Source organism: Pseudomonas segetis, assembly GCF_900188155.1.
Taxonomy (GTDB): domain Bacteria; phylum Pseudomonadota; class Gammaproteobacteria; order Pseudomonadales; family Pseudomonadaceae; genus Aquipseudomonas; species Aquipseudomonas segetis.
Window position 1 is genome coordinate 1 of the sequence record NZ_FZOG01000005.1, and the last position, 15,432, is coordinate 15,432.

At 57.4% G+C, this 15,432-nt stretch carries 12 protein-coding genes and 2 pseudogenes; all 14 read left to right on the forward strand.

Features of this window, described 5'->3' with window-relative positions; genetic code table 11:
• Positions 1-1,605, forward strand: a 1,605-nt coding sequence (locus CHB79_RS15800; RefSeq protein WP_089360618.1) for an amidohydrolase, incomplete at its 5' end; no start/stop codon positions are given.
• 7 nt (positions 1,606-1,612) lie between these two features.
• Positions 1,613-3,196 (forward strand): MFS transporter, encoded by a 1,584-nt coding sequence (locus CHB79_RS15805; RefSeq protein ID WP_089360619.1) that lies wholly within the window; start codon positions 1,613-1,615, stop codon positions 3,194-3,196.
• Between the two features lie 85 nt (positions 3,197-3,281).
• Entirely contained in the window at positions 3,282-3,908 is a 627-nt protein-coding gene (gene ycaC, locus CHB79_RS15810) for an isochorismate family cysteine hydrolase YcaC (protein ID WP_010485203.1), read from the forward strand.
• Positions 3,909-3,977: 69 nt separating this feature from the next.
• Positions 3,978-4,889: a LysR family transcriptional regulator gene (locus CHB79_RS15815; protein WP_010485204.1), complete on the forward strand. Its 912-nt coding sequence runs from the start codon at positions 3,978-3,980 to the stop codon at positions 4,887-4,889.
• Between the two features lie 98 nt (positions 4,890-4,987).
• Positions 4,988-5,869 (forward strand): DMT family transporter, encoded by an 882-nt coding sequence (locus CHB79_RS15820; RefSeq protein WP_010485206.1) that lies wholly within the window; start codon positions 4,988-4,990, stop codon positions 5,867-5,869.
• Positions 5,870-6,211: 342 nt separating this feature from the next.
• Positions 6,212-6,895, forward strand: a pseudogene (locus tag CHB79_RS22430) (PAS domain-containing protein); the annotation flags it as partial.
• 105 nt (positions 6,896-7,000) lie between these two features.
• Positions 7,001-7,438: pseudogene (locus CHB79_RS22435) on the forward strand (methyl-accepting chemotaxis protein); the annotation flags it as partial.
• Positions 7,439-7,602: 164 nt separating this feature from the next.
• Positions 7,603-9,564 (forward strand): acetate--CoA ligase, encoded by a 1,962-nt coding sequence (acs, locus tag CHB79_RS15830; RefSeq protein ID WP_010485210.1) that lies wholly within the window; start codon positions 7,603-7,605, stop codon positions 9,562-9,564.
• A gap of 543 nt (positions 9,565-10,107) precedes the next feature.
• The gene (locus tag CHB79_RS15835) at positions 10,108-10,887 is read left to right on the forward strand and encodes an ABC transporter substrate-binding protein (RefSeq protein WP_010485211.1); all 780 of its coding nucleotides are present in this window, start codon (positions 10,108-10,110) and stop codon (positions 10,885-10,887) included.
• Between the two features lie 151 nt (positions 10,888-11,038).
• Positions 11,039-11,728 (forward strand): ABC transporter permease, encoded by a 690-nt coding sequence (locus tag CHB79_RS15840; RefSeq protein WP_010485214.1) that lies wholly within the window; start codon positions 11,039-11,041, stop codon positions 11,726-11,728.
• Between the two features lie 16 nt (positions 11,729-11,744).
• Positions 11,745-12,443 carry an ABC transporter permease gene (locus tag CHB79_RS15845; RefSeq protein ID WP_089360621.1) on the forward strand — a complete coding sequence of 233 codons (699 nt, stop codon included), beginning with the start codon at positions 11,745-11,747 and terminating at the stop codon, positions 12,441-12,443.
• A gap of 10 nt (positions 12,444-12,453) precedes the next feature.
• Complete coding sequence (locus tag CHB79_RS15850) at positions 12,454-13,566, forward strand: succinylglutamate desuccinylase/aspartoacylase family protein (RefSeq protein WP_089360622.1); 1,113 nt, start codon at positions 12,454-12,456, stop codon at positions 13,564-13,566.
• 26 nt (positions 13,567-13,592) lie between these two features.
• Positions 13,593-14,357 (forward strand): ABC transporter ATP-binding protein, encoded by a 765-nt coding sequence (locus CHB79_RS15855; RefSeq protein WP_010485220.1) that lies wholly within the window; start codon positions 13,593-13,595, stop codon positions 14,355-14,357.
• A gap of 70 nt (positions 14,358-14,427) precedes the next feature.
• Positions 14,428-15,411, forward strand: a complete 984-nt coding sequence (gene argR, locus CHB79_RS15860) for a transcriptional regulator ArgR (RefSeq protein WP_010485222.1) — start codon at positions 14,428-14,430, stop codon at positions 15,409-15,411.
• Positions 15,412-15,432: the final 21 nt, after the last annotated feature.

The window sequence follows — 15,432 nt, forward strand, 5'->3', positions numbered from 1 at the left end:
CTGGAGCTGCGCTGGGAGGGCGTGCCATCACTGGCCGATGCCTTGCGCATGCTCAAGGCTCAAGCCGAGGTTACCCCCGCACCACAATGGGTGCGAGTGGTTGGCGGCTGGAATGAATTCCAGTTCGCCGAGAAGCGCATGCCAACACTTGATGAGCTCAACCAGGCGGCGCCGGACACACCTGTATTTGTTCTGCATCTGTACGACCGTGCGCTGCTTAATCGTGCGGCGCTGCGAGTGGTGGGGTACGACCGCAATACGCCAAACCCTCCGGGCGGGGAAATCCAGCGTGATGCCAATGGCGATCCAACCGGAATGCTGGTGGCCAAGCCCAATGCCATGATTCTCTACTCGACGCTGGCCAAGGGGCCGAAGTTGCCGCTGGAATACCAGGTCAACTCGACGCGTCAATTCATGCGTGAACTCAATCGTCTTGGCGTCACCAGCGCGATTGACGCCGGTGGCGGATTCCAGAACTACCCTGACGATTATGCCGTCATCGAGGAACTGGCCAAGGCCAAGCAGTTGACCGTACGCATCGCCTACAACCTGTTTACCCAGCGGCCCAAGGAAGAACTGACGGATTTCAAGAACTGGACGGGTTCGGTGAAGCTGCACCAGGGTGACGATTTTCTGCGGCACAACGGTGCCGGTGAGATGCTGGTGTTCTCCGCGGCTGACTTCGAGGATTTCGTCGAGCCGCGTCCAGATCTGGCGCCCGACATGGAGGCTGAACTGGAGCCGGTTGTGCGTCATCTGGTCGAGCAGCGCTGGCCGTTCCGTTTGCATGCAACCTATGACGAATCCATCTCGCGCATGCTGGATGTGTTCGAGAAGGTTAACCAGGATATTCCCTTTGATGGCTTGCCCTGGTTCTTTGATCACGCCGAGACCATCACGCCAAGGAATATCGAGCGGGTCCGAGCCCTGGGCGGGGGAATCGCCATTCAGGACCGCATGGCATTCCAGGGCGAGTACTTTGTCGACCGCTACGGCAAGCAGGCCGCAGAACAGACGCCGCCGATCCAGCGCATGCTCGCCGAGGGCGTGCCCGTGGGTGCGGGCACCGATGCAACCCGTGTTTCCAGCTACAACCCCTGGACTTCTCTTTATTGGTTGGTGAGCGGTAAGACGGTTGGCGGCATGGCGCTGTACCCCGAAGGTTTGTCGCGGGCAACGGCCTTGCAACTGTTTACCCATGGCAGTGCCTGGTTTTCGTCGGAGCAGGGCAAGAAAGGCCAGATCAAAGTAGGGCAACTGGCAGACGTGATTGCCTTGTCGGCGGATTACTTCTCGGTCGATGAAGAGGCGGTCAAATGGATTGAGTCGGTGTTGACGGTCGTCGGTGGCGAAGTGGTGTATGCCAGCGAAGAGTTCAGCAAATTATCACCGCCTTCGGTACCGGTCATGCCGGACTGGTCGCCAGTGATCAATGTGCCAGGGCATTGGCGGCTGAATGCGCCCATGGCGCAACAGGTCCATCAATGTGTTGGTGCCTGCGCGGTGCATGCACATAGCCATGAAAAAGCACGACTATCATCGGCTCCAGTCAGCGACTTCCAGGGGTTCTGGGGCGCATTCGGGTGTTCCTGTTTTGCCTTCTGATACTGCTGTGAAATCGTCGGCCTGGAGCCCCTTGGGTTACAAGACCTTCCGTTGGCTGTGGCTGGCCAGTATTGCCTCGAACATCGGCACCTGGATGCATGAGGTGGGAGCGGGTTGGTTGATGACATCGCTGTCCGCCAGCCCGATGAATGTGGCGCTGGTGCAGGTTGCGGGTTCGGCGCCGATGTTCTTCCTGGCGCTGCCGGCAGGGGCGATGGCCGACATTGTTGACCGGCGACGCTATTTGCTTGGTGTGCAATTGTGGATGGCGGCGGTGGCAATGGCGTTGGCCTTGCTGACCCTGAGCGGCCAGATGACTGTGACCCTGTTGTTACTGTTGACCCTGAGCATGGGGATTGGCACCGCCTTGATGATGCCGGCATGGTCGGCCCTGACCCCCGAGCTGGTGGGTAAGGCCGACCTGCCAGCGGCAATTGCGCTGTCCAGTGTCGGAGTCAATGTGGCGCGCGCGATTGGTCCAGCCATTGCGGGTGTTTTGGTCAGTTTGAGTGGACCCTGGGCGACATTTGCCCTTAATTCCCTGTCGTTCTTCGCCGTTATAGTGGTGTTGCTATTTTGGCGCCGCGAAGTGGCTCCAGCGGTACTGCCGGCTGAGCGTTTGTGGGGCGCCATTCGTGCAGGCTGGCGCTACAGCCGGGCATCAAAGCCCCTGCAGGCGGTGTTGCTCAGGGCCTTGGCGTTCTTCCTCGGGGCCAGCGGTGCCATGTCGTTATTGCCACTGATTGTCCGCCAGGAACTACAGGGTAGCGCTGCGGACTTTGGCCTGCTGCTGGGCAGCGTCGGTGTCGGCGCTGTGACCGGCGCAACCTTGTTGCCCAAGGTGCGCGAGCGCGTCCAGGCCGATGCCTTGGTTGCCGGGGCCAGCGTGCTCTATGCCCTTGTTATTCTGGCCTTGGCCTTTATCCGTGATCTCCCCCTGCTGATTGCAGTGATGTTTATCAGTGGTGCCGCCTGGATCGCGGTGCTCTCAACCTTGCAAGTGGCGGCACAGACGGCGGTTCCCAGCTGGGTTCGTGCGCGCGCCTTGTCGGTTTATATCCTGGTTTTCTTCGGCAGCATGGCCAGCGGCGGCCTGCTATGGGGTTTTGTTGCCAGCCACAGTTCAATCACCACTGCCTTGTGTTTTGCAGCACTCGCCTTGCTGTTGGGGATTGGCGCGACCTTCCACTTCAGGTTGCCAGTGACCGATGCCGAAGACCTGGCGCCTTCACTGCATTGGCCTGTACCGGTGCTGCTGGAGCCGCAAGACACTGATCGGGGTCCGGTCATGATCACCGTGGAATATCAAGTCGCTGCCCAGGACTGGTTGGCATTTCAACAGGCGATGAATGATGTGCGACGCATGCGTCGGCGCAATGGTGCGTTCTCCTGGACATTGGTCCAGGACACCGAAAATCAGCAGCGTTGGCTTGAGGTGTTCTTTGATGAGTCCTGGCTTGAACACTTGCGTCACCACAATCGCGTTACCCGTGCCGAGCAACGTATCGAAGCCAAGGCCCGGCGCCTCCAGGTTGACGGCGTGCCGGTGCAGATACGCCATCTGCTTGCCGGGCAGGGCCAGCGGCCATGATTTTTCTGCTATTGGCGACACAGGTGCGTGCTGGAACGCCCGTCAATAGATATACCCCCAACCAGCAATCCAAGGAGAGTCTCCCATGAGTACAGTAATGCCCTATTCGCGCCTCAATAAAGACGACGCAGTTGTGCTGTTGGTCGACCATCAAACCGGTTTGATTTCTCTGGTACAGGATTTCTCGCCCAATGAGTTCAAGAACAACGTACTGGCCCTGGCTGATCTGGCCAAGTTCTTTGAATTGCCAACCATTCTGACCACCAGCTTCGAAAGTGGCCCGAACGGTCCCATCGTTCCCGAGCTGAAAGCCATGTTCCCGGATGCGCCCTACATTCCACGCCCAGGACAGATCAATGCCTGGGACAACGAGGATTTCGTCAAGGCGATCAAGGCAACTGGCCGTAAGCAGTTGATCATTGCTGGGGTGGTCACCGATGTCTGCGTGGCGTTCCCAACCTTGTCGGCATTGGCTGAGGGTTTTGAAGTCTTTGTGGTGACCGATGCATCTGGCACCTTCAACGAAACCGTTCAGCAGGCCGCCTGGAACCGTATGAGTGCAGCGGGCGCCCAGATGATGAACTGGTTCGCCGTGGCCTGTGAACTGCATCGCGACTGGCGCAACGACATTGAAGGCTTGGGCAACTTGCTTTCCGAGCGTATCCCGAACTACCGTAACCTGATGAACAGTTACTCGGCGCTGACCAAGTAAGGCACCGGCGCCAGCCTGCGGGCTGGCGCCATTTATCCTGAGAGACCCGACGGGGTGTGGGACAAGGCGATGAATCGCAATGACATGCGCAAGGTTGACCTGCATCTGCTGATTATTTTTGAAGTATTGATGCTTGAACGCAATTTGACCCGTGCCGCCGAGAAGCTGTTTCTCGGCCAGCCTGCTATCAGCCATGCGCTGTCCAGGTTGCGGGATTTTTTCAACGACCAACTGCTTATTCGTACCGGTCGCACCATGGAGCCAACCAAGCGCGCACTGGAAATATTCGAACAACTGCGTCCGGCGCTGGATGCAATGTCCAATGCCTTGAGTTACGCGCAGGAGTTTGATCCCGCCACCAGCAAGCTGACGATGCGCATTGGCCTTTCCGATGATGTCGAATGCGGTCTGCTGCCGCCGCTTTTGAACAATCTGCGCCAGCAGGCACCCAACCTAGTGCTGGTTATTCGACGCACCAATTTCCTGTTAATGCCCAGCCAGCTTGAGTCGGGTGAGATATCGGTGGGTGTCAGCTATGTGATGGATTTACCGGCCAATGCAAAGTGCCGGACCTTGCGGCTGATCGATACCAAGGTGCTGCGCGCGGATGACCGTCCTGGCGCTCTGACCCTGGATGAATATTGTTGTCGCCCGCATGCGCTGGTATCGTTTTCTGGCGATCTCAACGGCAACATCGATCGCGATTTCGAGCGTATTGGACGCTCGCGCAATGTGGTCCTGGCCGTGCCGCAGTTTAATGGCTTGCGCTCCTTGCTGGCAGGCACTGAGCTGCTGGCGACCGTGCCCGACTACGCGGCTGCGGAACTGGTGTCCGGTGGTGGCTTGCGTGCCGAACCTGCGCCTTTTGCAATCTCGCAATCGAAGCTGTCGATGGTCTGGAGCAGTGCCCAGGACAACGACTGCGCAGAGCGTTGGCTGCGTTCAAAAATCGTTGAATTCATGGGCAGCGAGAACCATTAGATTCATGGCGACGCTTGGTCAGTTGGTTGCTCTGCACTATAGTTAGCAACCTATTCATCCTTTGTGGGCCTTGACCTGCATTTACTGACGAGGCGTGCATGAGTGCCAGCAGCGCAACGCTGTCGAACCCCAGTCATCCAATCAAGGGGATCCTGCTTATCCTGTTGGCGACATTTTTGTTCGCCAGCCATGATGCGCTGTCCAAGTACTTGTCGGGCTTCTATCCGATCGTGATGGTGGTGTGGGCCCGGTATGTGGTGCATACCCTGCTTATGGCCGCGATCTTCCTGCCGCAGTCGGGGTTACGTGTACTGCGCACCAGGCGCCCGGGGCTTCAGGCCCTGCGTGCCAGTTGCCTGCTGGGTACCAGCCTGTTCTTTACCAGCAGCTTGCTGTTCATCCCCTTGGCAGAAGCGACGGCGGTAAACTTCCTGGCCCCGCTGTTGGTGACGGCCTTGTCCGTGCCCTTGCTGGGTGAGTCGGTAACCCGGCGCCAGTGGGCGGCTGTGCTGGTGGGCTTTGCCGGGGTGCTGGTGATAGTGCATCCGGGCGGTGAAATGTTTACCCCGGCTATCATATTGCCGTTCTGTTCAGCGATGTGCTTTAGCTGTTACCAGATACTTACCCGCAAACTTAGCGAGGTTGATTCCCCGACCACCAGTAATTTCTTCGCCGGATTGTTCAATACCTTGCTGGTCAGTGCGCTGGTGCCTTTTTTCTGGGAAATCCCAAGTTTGACTCATGGCCTGCTGATGCTCGCGCTGGGTACCTGCGGCATGTCTGCCCACCTGTTCCTGACCCAGGCATTTCGCCGTGCGCCACCTGCATTGCTGGCACCATTTGGCTACTGCCAGATTGTCTTTGCCGGGTTGCTGGGGTTCCTGGTCTTTTCCCACGTACCTGATCTGAGCACCTTGGTCGGTATTGTGGTCATTTGCTTGAGCGGTCTGGCTGCGGCCTGGCAGCAAGGACGCCGTTAAATAACCTCTGCGCCTGATATTGCTGGGGCAGCCCGCGCTGGGGCAGCCCGTACTGGAGCGCCTTTGGCTGTTACTCCTGTTGCTCGCCATTTTCTTTGAGAGGCATCATCAGGCCTGGCTTCAGGCGCCTGTCGGTGCGTATAGGCCTATGCAAATTGCCTCTTGCGAATATTTATGCGCCTGCACTTAAGAAAAAATGAATAGCGCCGATTATTTGGACATGCCCCATCAATCTGAGTGAGTAGCGCCGCAATGTTCAATCGCAAGATGAAGCAGGAATTGGCAGAGTTGCGGGAGGCCTACTCTCGGACTCGGCAGATTAAAGAGTCTATTTACCAGGAGATGCTGGTGCTCGAACTCGATGCCCAATGCCGCATCCTGTTCGTCAATGAGCTGTTTCTCGAGGAAATGAACTACCGTCGCGAAGACCTGATAGGGCATGACCTTGAAGAGTTGATCCCCGGTTTTTTCCGCAGTGATGTCAACTATAAATCATTGAAAAAGGCCCTGGCCCAGGGTGAGCACATCAGTGGTGCTTATCGCTTGCTTTGCGGTAACGGCGACGATGCCTGGCTACGCGCAATCTGGCAGCCACTGCGCAATGGTAGCGGTATAGTTGAAGGCTTTACCATGTGCGCCAACAACCTGACCCGCACCATAGAAACCTCCAAGGAACATGAAGGCCTGATCAATGCACTGTTGCGCTCAACTGCGGTTATTGAGTTCAACCTCAAGGGCGAAGTGCTGACGGCCAACGAGCGCTTTCTCGGGGCCATGGGGTATCGTCTCGATCAGATCCAGGGTAAGCACCACCGCACTTTCTGTGAACCCGAGGAATACAACTCGTCTGCATACCAGGAATTCTGGGAGCAGCTCAATCGCGGGAAATTTATCGCCGACCGCTTCAAACGCGTGGATGCCCATGGCCGCGTGGTGTGGCTTGAGGCCTCCTACAATCCGGTGCATGACGCCCACGACGTACTCTATAAAGTGGTCAAGTTCGCAACCGTTATTACCGATCAGGTCAATCGCGAGGATGAAGTCGCTCAGGCGGCAAATATCGCCTACAGCACCTCGCAGCAGACCGACACCACGGCGAAGAAGGGCGCTTCAGTCGTAAGCCAGACCGTGGCGGTGATGCACCGGATTGCCGAGCAAGTGCAGGAAGCTGCCGAAGGTATCGAAGCACTGGACAAGCAGTCGCAACTGATCAGCTCAATCATCAAGACCATCAGCGGCATCGCCGATCAAACCAATCTATTGGCACTCAACGCCGCCATCGAGGCAGCCAGGGCAGGTGAGCAGGGACGCGGTTTTGCTGTGGTGGCCGATGAGGTGCGCCAGCTGGCGGGTCGAACCAGTCAGGCAGCCGAGGAAATTGTCGAGGTGGTGCAGAAAAACCAAACCCTGGCCAAGACCGCGGTGGGTAGCATGGCGAGCAGTCGTGAGCTGGCGGAGCAGGGGCTGGGCCTGGCCAATGAGGCGGGCGCGGTGATTGTCGACATCCAGGATGGGGCACAGCATGTGGTCAGTGCGGTTGGCCAGTTTGCAAACCAACTAAAGACCTGAGGTTGACGGGCTGAGCGGCGTGAGTCGACCCGCTTGGCCCGCACAAGCCCGCAGCCCGGCTGGTTGACTGGCGCTAATACCATGGTCGAATGGCCTGCAATGGGTCTGATGATCACACAATGGGGCATAAGAATAACCAACCCATTGTGTCGCAGGAGTTGTTGATGAGTGCTGTGAACCTGTATCCCGTTAGCCCAGAGGCGGCGGCCAAGTCGCTGACCGACGAGGCAACCTACAAGGCCATGTACCAGCAGTCCGTGGTGAACCCGGATGGTTTCTGGCGTGAGCAAGCGCAACGTCTTGACTGGATCAAGCCGTTTACCAAGGTCAAGCAAACCTCATTCGACGACCATCATGTCGATATCAAGTGGTTTGCCGATGGCACCCTCAATGTTTCCCATAACTGCCTTGATCGCCACCTTGAAGAGCGTGGCGACCAGGTGGCGATTATCTGGGAAGGGGACGATCCTTCGGAGCACCGCAACATCACCTACCGCGAACTGCATGAGGATGTCTGCAAGTTCGCCAACGCATTGCGCGGCCAGGATATCCATCGCGGCGATGTAGTGACTATCTACATGCCAATGATCCCCGAGGCGGTCGTGGCCATGCTTGCCTGTACCCGCATCGGCGCAATCCACTCGGTAGTGTTCGGTGGCTTCTCGCCCGAGGCGCTGGCGGGCCGGATTATCGACTGCAACTCGAAAGTGGTGATCACTGCCGATGAAGGACTGCGCGGTGGTAAGCGCATTGCCCTCAAGGCCAACGTCGACGACGCCTTGACCAACCCTGAAACCTCCAGCGTGACGAAAATCATCGTCTGCAAGCGCACCGGTGGCGACATCAAGTGGAACCAGCACCGTGACGTCTGGTACGAAGACCTGATGAAAGTTGCGGGTAGTTACTGCGCGCCGAAAGAGATGGGCGCCGAGGAAGCGTTGTTCATCCTCTACACCTCGGGCTCAACGGGCAAGCCAAAAGGCGTGCAGCACACCACTGGTGGATATCTGCTTTACGCGGCGCTGACCCATGAGCGTGTGTTCGACTACAAGCCGGGCGATGTCTATTGGTGTACCGCCGACGTCGGTTGGGTGACCGGACACAGCTACATTGTCTACGGCCCCCTGGCCAATGGTGCGACTACCTTGCTGTTTGAAGGCGTGCCTAATTACCCGGATATCACCCGGGTGTCGAAGATCATCGACAAGCACAAGGTCAATATCCTGTACACGGCGCCAACCGCAATCCGCGCGATGATGGCTGAAGGCGAAGCTGCCATCAAGGACGCCGATGGCTCCAGCCTGCGCTTGCTAGGCTCTGTCGGTGAGCCGATCAACCCGGAAGCCTGGAACTGGTACTACAAGACCATCGGTAAAGAGAAATGCCCGATTGTCGATACCTGGTGGCAAACCGAGACAGGCGGCATTCTGATCAGCCCGTTACCGGGTGCGACAGCACTCAAGCCTGGCTCGGCGACCCGTCCGTTCTTCGGCGTCCAGCCAGCCCTGGTTGATAACCTGGGCAACCTGCTTGAAGGCGCTGTAGAAGGCAACCTGGTGATCATCGATTCATGGCCAGGCCAGGCGCGCACGCTGTATGGCGATCATGACCGCTTTGTCGATACCTACTTCAAGACCTTCCGTGGCATGTACTTCACCGGTGACGGTGCCCGCCGCGACGAAGATGGTTACTTCTGGATTACCGGGCGTGTCGATGATGTACTCAACGTCTCCGGTCACCGCATGGGTACCGCCGAGATCGAAAGCGCCATGGTTGCCCACCCGAAAGTGGCCGAGGCGGCCGTCGTCGGTGTGCCGCACGACATCAAGGGGCAGGGGATCTATGTCTATGTCACCCTGACTGGCGGCGTGGAGAGCTCTGAGCAGTTGCGCCAGGAGTTGAAAAACTGGGTGCGCAAGGAGATCGGTCCAATCGCTTCTCCTGACGTCATCCAGTGGGCACCGGGCCTGCCGAAAACACGCTCGGGCAAGATCATGCGCCGTATCCTGCGCAAAATCGCTACCGCCGAGTACGAAGGTCTGGGTGATATCTCGACCCTGGCTGACCCAAGCGTGGTGCAGCACCTTATTGATACGCACAAGGCCATGCAGAGCGCTTGCGCCTGAAGTATCTCTAGCGCGTCACCTGCAGTAAGCGAAACGCCCGGCTCCTTGGAGTCGGGCGTTTTTTTGTATGGTCGCGCAGATTGTCGGATGAGGCTGACGGCCCTGTGACCCGCCTTGAATCCCCCAGGGTTGGGGTAACAATGCCGCTCCTAAATGGGGCGCAGGGAAACACTTTGCGCTTTTAAAGGGCTGAAAATACTTGGCTTTTGAAATAAAATTGACGGCTTGGCCCCGTGAATAAAGGGGTTTGAAAACTTGGCGTCGATATTGCTTTGATAATTGGTTACACTTCAATTCTTTCCATGCACTTTTTGCGTGGGATGTCAATCGCCAGGCCAGGTGCCTCAGGTGCATTTGTAATTACTTGTCGCATTGAAGAAATATAGAGTTTCAGCCTCTCGTTAGAATGCCGCTCACTCAGCCGAAGCCTTACATTGCCTGCGCTCTGCGTAGTCTTGATGGCGAGTTAACTATAATTCATGCATAGCTGAATGCATTTACTCACTGCCATCCGTTGCCATTCCCTTTCGAAGGAGTCACAAGATGAAGAAGATTGCACTTCTCGGCGCACTGGCGCTATCCGTTCTGTCGCCGCTGGCCATGGCTGATGATGCAAAACCGCTACGTATCGGCATTGAAGCTGCTTACCCACCCTTTGCCTTCAAGACTCCGGACGGCAATATCACCGGCTTCGACTACGACATCGGCAACGCCTTGTGCGAGCAGATGCAGGTCAAGTGCACCTGGATCGAGCAGGAGTTCGACGGTCTGATCCCGGCTCTGAAAGTCCGCAAGTTCGACGCGGTCCTGTCTTCGATGACCATCACCGAAGACCGTTTGAAGTCGGTGGACTTTTCCAAGAAGTACTACCACACCCCAGCCAAGCTCGCCATGAAAGCCGGTACTGTGATCAAGGATCCGCTGGTTGACCTCAAGGGCAAGAAAGTGGGTGTGCAGCGCGCTTCCATCTACGACCGCTATGCAACCGATGTATTGGCGCCTGCCGGTGTTGAAGTGGTGCGCTACAGCTCGCAGAACGAGATCTTCCTTGACCTGACCGCAGGTCGTGTCGATGCCACCCTGGCCGATGCCGTCAACATTGACGATGGCTTCCTCAAGACCGACGCCGGTAAAGGCTTTGAGCTGGTAGGTCCAGACTTTAACGAGAAGAAGTACTTCGGCGAAGGTGCAGGCATTGCCGTGCGCAAGGGCGACACCGCGCTGGCTGACAAGATCAGCGCCGCCATCCAGGATATTCGCGCCAACGGCAAGTACAAGGAAGTTCAGGACAAGTACTTCGACTTCAACGTCTACGGTGATTAATCGCCTCAACTGAAAGTGGCGCACACGGATCTCGTGCACATCTCAATCCGTTGGTGAACGTACACCGTGCAGGACCCTGGCTTGCACGGTATGCGCCACTTTTCGATGCACTCTTCGGCACCATCCGGTGCCTGCATGAGGACACTAGAGCATGCTGAATGGCTATGGTTCGACCATTCTTGACGGTGCCTGGCTAACCGTAATTCTGGCCCTGACCTCAATGGCGGTGGCGACTGTGCTTGGCTTGTTGGGCGCGGCCTTTCGCCTGTCGCCGATCAAGTGGCTGGCAGTTCTGGGTGAAACCTATGCCACTGTCGTTCGCGGTATTCCCGATTTGGTACTGATCCTGCTGATTTTTTATGGCGGCCAGGACATGGTCAATCGTGTCGCCCCGATGCTCGGTTATGACGACTATATCGACATCAACCCCTTTGTGGCGGGTGTCTTCACCATGGGCTTTATCTTCGGCGCCTACCTGTCGGAAACCTTTCGTGGCGCTTTTATGGCGATCCCTAAAGGCCAGGCCGAAGCTGGCGTGGCTTATGGCATGAGCAATACCAAGGTGTTTTTCCGCATTCTTGTGCCGCAGATGATCCGCTTTGCCATTCCAGGCTTTACCAACAACTGGCTGGTACTGACCAAGGCCACGGCGCTGATTTCAGTCGTGGGCCTGCAGGACATGATGTTCAAGGCCAAGAGCGCGGCAGATGCCACGCGTGAGCCTTTTACCTTTTATCTCGCCGTTGCCGCGCTCTATCTGGTGCTGACCAGCGTTTCGCTGCTGGCTCTGCGTTATCTCGAAAAACGTTACTCGGTCGGCACCAAAGCCGCTGAACTCTGAGTAGGGGAACGCACGCATGATTTTTGACTACAACGTTATCTGGGACAGCCTGCCGCTGTATTTCGGCGGCGTGTTGGTGACACTAAAGCTACTGCTGATCTCCCTCTTCATTGGCCTGCTGCTGGCCATTCCACTGGCCTTGATGCGGGTGTCAAAGTCGGTATTCATCAACTTCCCGGCGTGGCTCTACACCTACGTGATCCGCGGCACGCCGATGCTGGTACAGCTGTTTTTGATCTACTACGGCCTGGCTCAGTTCGAGCTGGTGCGTGAAAGCGCATTGTGGCCGTATTTCTCCAATGCATCCTTCTGTGCCTGCATGGCCTTTGCGATCAATACCAGCGCCTATACCGCTGAAATCCTCGCCGGCAGCCTCAAGGCGACGCCCCATGGCGAGATCGAGGCAGCCAAGGCCATGGGCATGTCGCGGATCAAGCTCTATCGCCGGATTCTGCTGCCATCGGCTATTCGCCGGGCGCTGCCGCAATACAGCAATGAAGTGATCATGATGCTGCACACCACGAGCCTGGCCTCGATCGTGACCCTGATCGACATCACCGGCGCCGCACGCACGGTCAGTTCCCAGTATTACTTGCCGTTTGAAGCATTTATTACCGCTGGCGCTTTCTACCTGTGCCTGACTTTTATTCTGGTGCGCCTGTTCAAGCTTGCCGAGCGCCGTTGGTTGGCGTATCTGGCGCCACGCAAGCACTGAGGAGAGGTTGATGCAACGTATTGATCATCTATTGCCCTGGAGCACACCGGGCACCGAACGCCGACTGTCGGTGTTTCGCTTTGGCAGTGGCGAACGCAAGGTTTATATCCAGGCTTCGTTGCATGCTGATGAACTGCCGGGTATGCGTGTTGCGGTAGAGTTGAAGCGCCGCTTGCTTGAGCTTGAGCAGCAAGGCCAGCTCAATGCCGTGATCGAATTGGTGCCCGTGGCCAACCCCATTGGGCTTGGGCAGATGGTGCAAGGTCAGCACCAGGGCCGCTATGAATTGTGCAGTGGGCAAAACTTCAATCGTGATTTTGTCGATCTGGCAGATGCGATCGCCCCTCAACTTGAAGGCAAGCTGGGCGCCGATGTGGCGGCCAATACACAGGTGATTCGTGTGGCCATGGTGGCTGCGCTCAAGGCCTTGGCCCCAGCGCAGTCGCAGCTCGAAGCCATGCAGCGCCTGCTGTTGCAGCATGCCTGTGATGCCGATGTGGTGCTCGACCTGCATTGTGACTTTGAGGCTGCGGTGCATCTTTATGCAATTCCCCAGCACTGGCCCCAGTTGCGCTCGCTGGCGGCTCGCCTGCAGGCGGGAACCGTACTGCTGGCTGAAGATTCGGGTGGCTCATCCTTTGACGAGGCGTGTTCGGGTCCATGGCTACGCCTGGCCCAGCGTTTTTCGCAGGCTGCAATTGAACCCGCATGCCTGGCCTCGACCGTGGAACTGGGTGGCATGGAGCGCACCGGGCGCGAGCAGGCCAATGCTGATGCGGAATCGATTCTGGCTTTTCTTGCCGAGCAAGGCTTGATCAGCGGCCGCTGGCCTGCAGCACCAGAAGATTGCTGCGATGCGGTGCCTTTTGCAGGTACGGAAATGCTTTATCCGCCGCATGCGGGCGTGGTGAGCTTCCTGCAGCCTGCTGGCGTTTATGTTGAGGCAGGGACACCCGTATTTGAAGTGATAGATCCGCTCGACGACCAGCACAGCGTGGTTTGCGCGGGTACATCAGGTGTGATCTTTGCGATTGAACGCACGCGTTTTGCCCAGCCAGGGCGCTGGCTGGCGAAGGTGGCCGGTCATCAATCCATACGTCAGGGCCGCTTACTCAGCGACTGATTCCACTGCATTCGAGAGTCGACACCATGTACAAACTTGAAGTCCAGGACTTGCACAAGCGCTACGGCAGCCACGAAGTGCTGAAGGGTGTTTCACTGGCAGCCAAGGCCGGTGATGTGATCAGTATCATTGGCTCCAGTGGTTCCGGTAAAAGTACCTTCCTGCGCTGCATCAACATGCTTGAGCAGCCCCATGGCGGCAAGATTTTGCTCAACAATGAAGAGCTCAAGCTGGTCGCCGGCAAAGATGGCGCTCTCAAGGCAGCCGATCCCAAGCAATTGCAGCGCATGCGTTCACGCCTGGCCATGGTGTTTCAGCACTTCAACCTGTGGTCGCACATGAGCGCCCTGGAGAATGTGATCGAGGCTCCCGTGCATGTGCTGGGCGTGTCGAAGAAAGAGGCGCTTGAGAAGGCCGAGTATTACTTGAACAAAGTAGGTGTCGCCCATCGCAAAGAGGCGTATCCCGCGCATATGTCCGGCGGTGAGCAGCAGCGCGTGGCTATCGCCCGGGCGCTGGCGATGGAGCCTGAAGTCATGCTGTTTGACGAGCCAACCTCGGCGCTCGATCCGGAATTGGTCGGTGAAGTGCTCAAGGTGATGCAGGACCTTGCCCAGGAGGGGCGTACCATGGTGGTTGTCACGCATGAAATGGGCTTTGCCCGTGAAGTGTCGAACCAACTGGTGTTTTTGCACAAAGGTGTTGTCGAAGAGCGTGGTTGTCCACGTGAAGTGCTGGCGAATCCTCAGTCCGATCGCCTCAAGCAGTTTCTCTCCGGTAGCCTAAAATAAGCACCTTAATCGAGTGGGGTCACTGGCGAGTCTTGCTCAGTGGTCGCATAACAGAGCTAAACTGCCCCGAATGAATGCCCACCGAATTGGCTTCCTGATCTGGCCCTCCACCAAGCCGTTAACCCTGGCAATGGCTGAGGAAGCGTTGCGCGTTGCCCAGCGTGTCCACCCGGAAGTGGTCTACGAACTTACCTTCCTGCAAGCCGAACCCCAGGCGGAAGCCGGTGGCTGGACGTTGCCGAGTGAGCCTTGGCCGGGCAAGCTTGAAGGGCTGCAACGCCTTTTCCTGCTGGCTGACGAGCCACCCGCAAACATTGCGCTGGGGTTGTCGAGTGCGATCAAGCAACTGGTGCGCAGCGGATGCGTGATAGGCGCCATTTCAGCCGGGGTGTATCCGTTGGCGCAGATGGGGTTGCTCGATGGTTATCGCGCCTCGGTGCATTGGCGCTGGCAGGATGATTTCGCCGAGCGCTTCCCCAAGGTGATTGCCACCAGTCATTTGTTTGATTGGGATCGCGACCGCTTGACTGCCTGTGGTGGCATGGCGGTGATGGACTTGCTGTTGGCACTGTTGGCGCGCGATCACGGTGCTGAGCTTGCCGGTGCGGTAAGTGAAGAGTTGGTGGTCGAGCGTATTCGCGAGGGTGGTGAGCGCCAGCGCATTCCGCTGCAAAATCGCCTGGGCTCGAGTCATCCGAAGCTGACGCAGGCGGTGTTGCTGATGGAGGCCAATATCGAGGAACCGCTGACAACTGATGAAATCGCCCAGCACGTTTGCGTGTCGCGCCGTCAGTTGGAGCGTATCTTCAAGCAATATCTCAATCGCGTGCCGAGTCAGTATTATCTTGAGCTGCGCCTGAACAAGGCGCGCCAACTGCTGATGCAGACCAGCAAGTCGATTATCCAGATTGGCTTGTCGTGCGGCTTTTCGTCCGGCCCGCATTTCTCCAGCGCCTACCGCAATTTCTTTGGCGCCACCCCGCGTGAAGACCGCAACCAGCGGCGTAGCAACAGTCCTTTCGAACTGACTTCGACGCCGATCGAGCGTGGCTGAGGTGGCAGGAACAACCCTTTT

What these genes read in the sequence shown, in the direction of transcription:
- CHB79_RS15835 (WP_010485211.1), top strand. Translation starts at nt 10,108, where the DNA reads ATGAAGAAGATTGCACTTCTCGGCGCACTGGCGCTATCCGTTCTGTCG.
- ycaC (WP_010485203.1), top strand. Translation starts at nt 3,282, where the DNA reads ATGAGTACAGTAATGCCCTATTCGCGCCTCAATAAAGACGACGCAGTT.
- CHB79_RS15820 (WP_010485206.1), top strand. Translation starts at nt 4,988, where the DNA reads ATGAGTGCCAGCAGCGCAACGCTGTCGAACCCCAGTCATCCAATCAAG.
- argR (WP_010485222.1), top strand. Translation starts at nt 14,428, where the DNA reads ATGAATGCCCACCGAATTGGCTTCCTGATCTGGCCCTCCACCAAGCCG.
- CHB79_RS15845 (WP_089360621.1), top strand. Translation starts at nt 11,745, where the DNA reads ATGATTTTTGACTACAACGTTATCTGGGACAGCCTGCCGCTGTATTTC.
- acs (WP_010485210.1), top strand. Translation starts at nt 7,603, where the DNA reads ATGAGTGCTGTGAACCTGTATCCCGTTAGCCCAGAGGCGGCGGCCAAG.
- CHB79_RS15850 (WP_089360622.1), top strand. Translation starts at nt 12,454, where the DNA reads ATGCAACGTATTGATCATCTATTGCCCTGGAGCACACCGGGCACCGAA.
- CHB79_RS15855 (WP_010485220.1), top strand. Translation starts at nt 13,593, where the DNA reads ATGTACAAACTTGAAGTCCAGGACTTGCACAAGCGCTACGGCAGCCAC.
- CHB79_RS15815 (WP_010485204.1), top strand. Translation starts at nt 3,978, where the DNA reads ATGAATCGCAATGACATGCGCAAGGTTGACCTGCATCTGCTGATTATT.
- CHB79_RS15840 (WP_010485214.1), top strand. Translation starts at nt 11,039, where the DNA reads ATGCTGAATGGCTATGGTTCGACCATTCTTGACGGTGCCTGGCTAACC.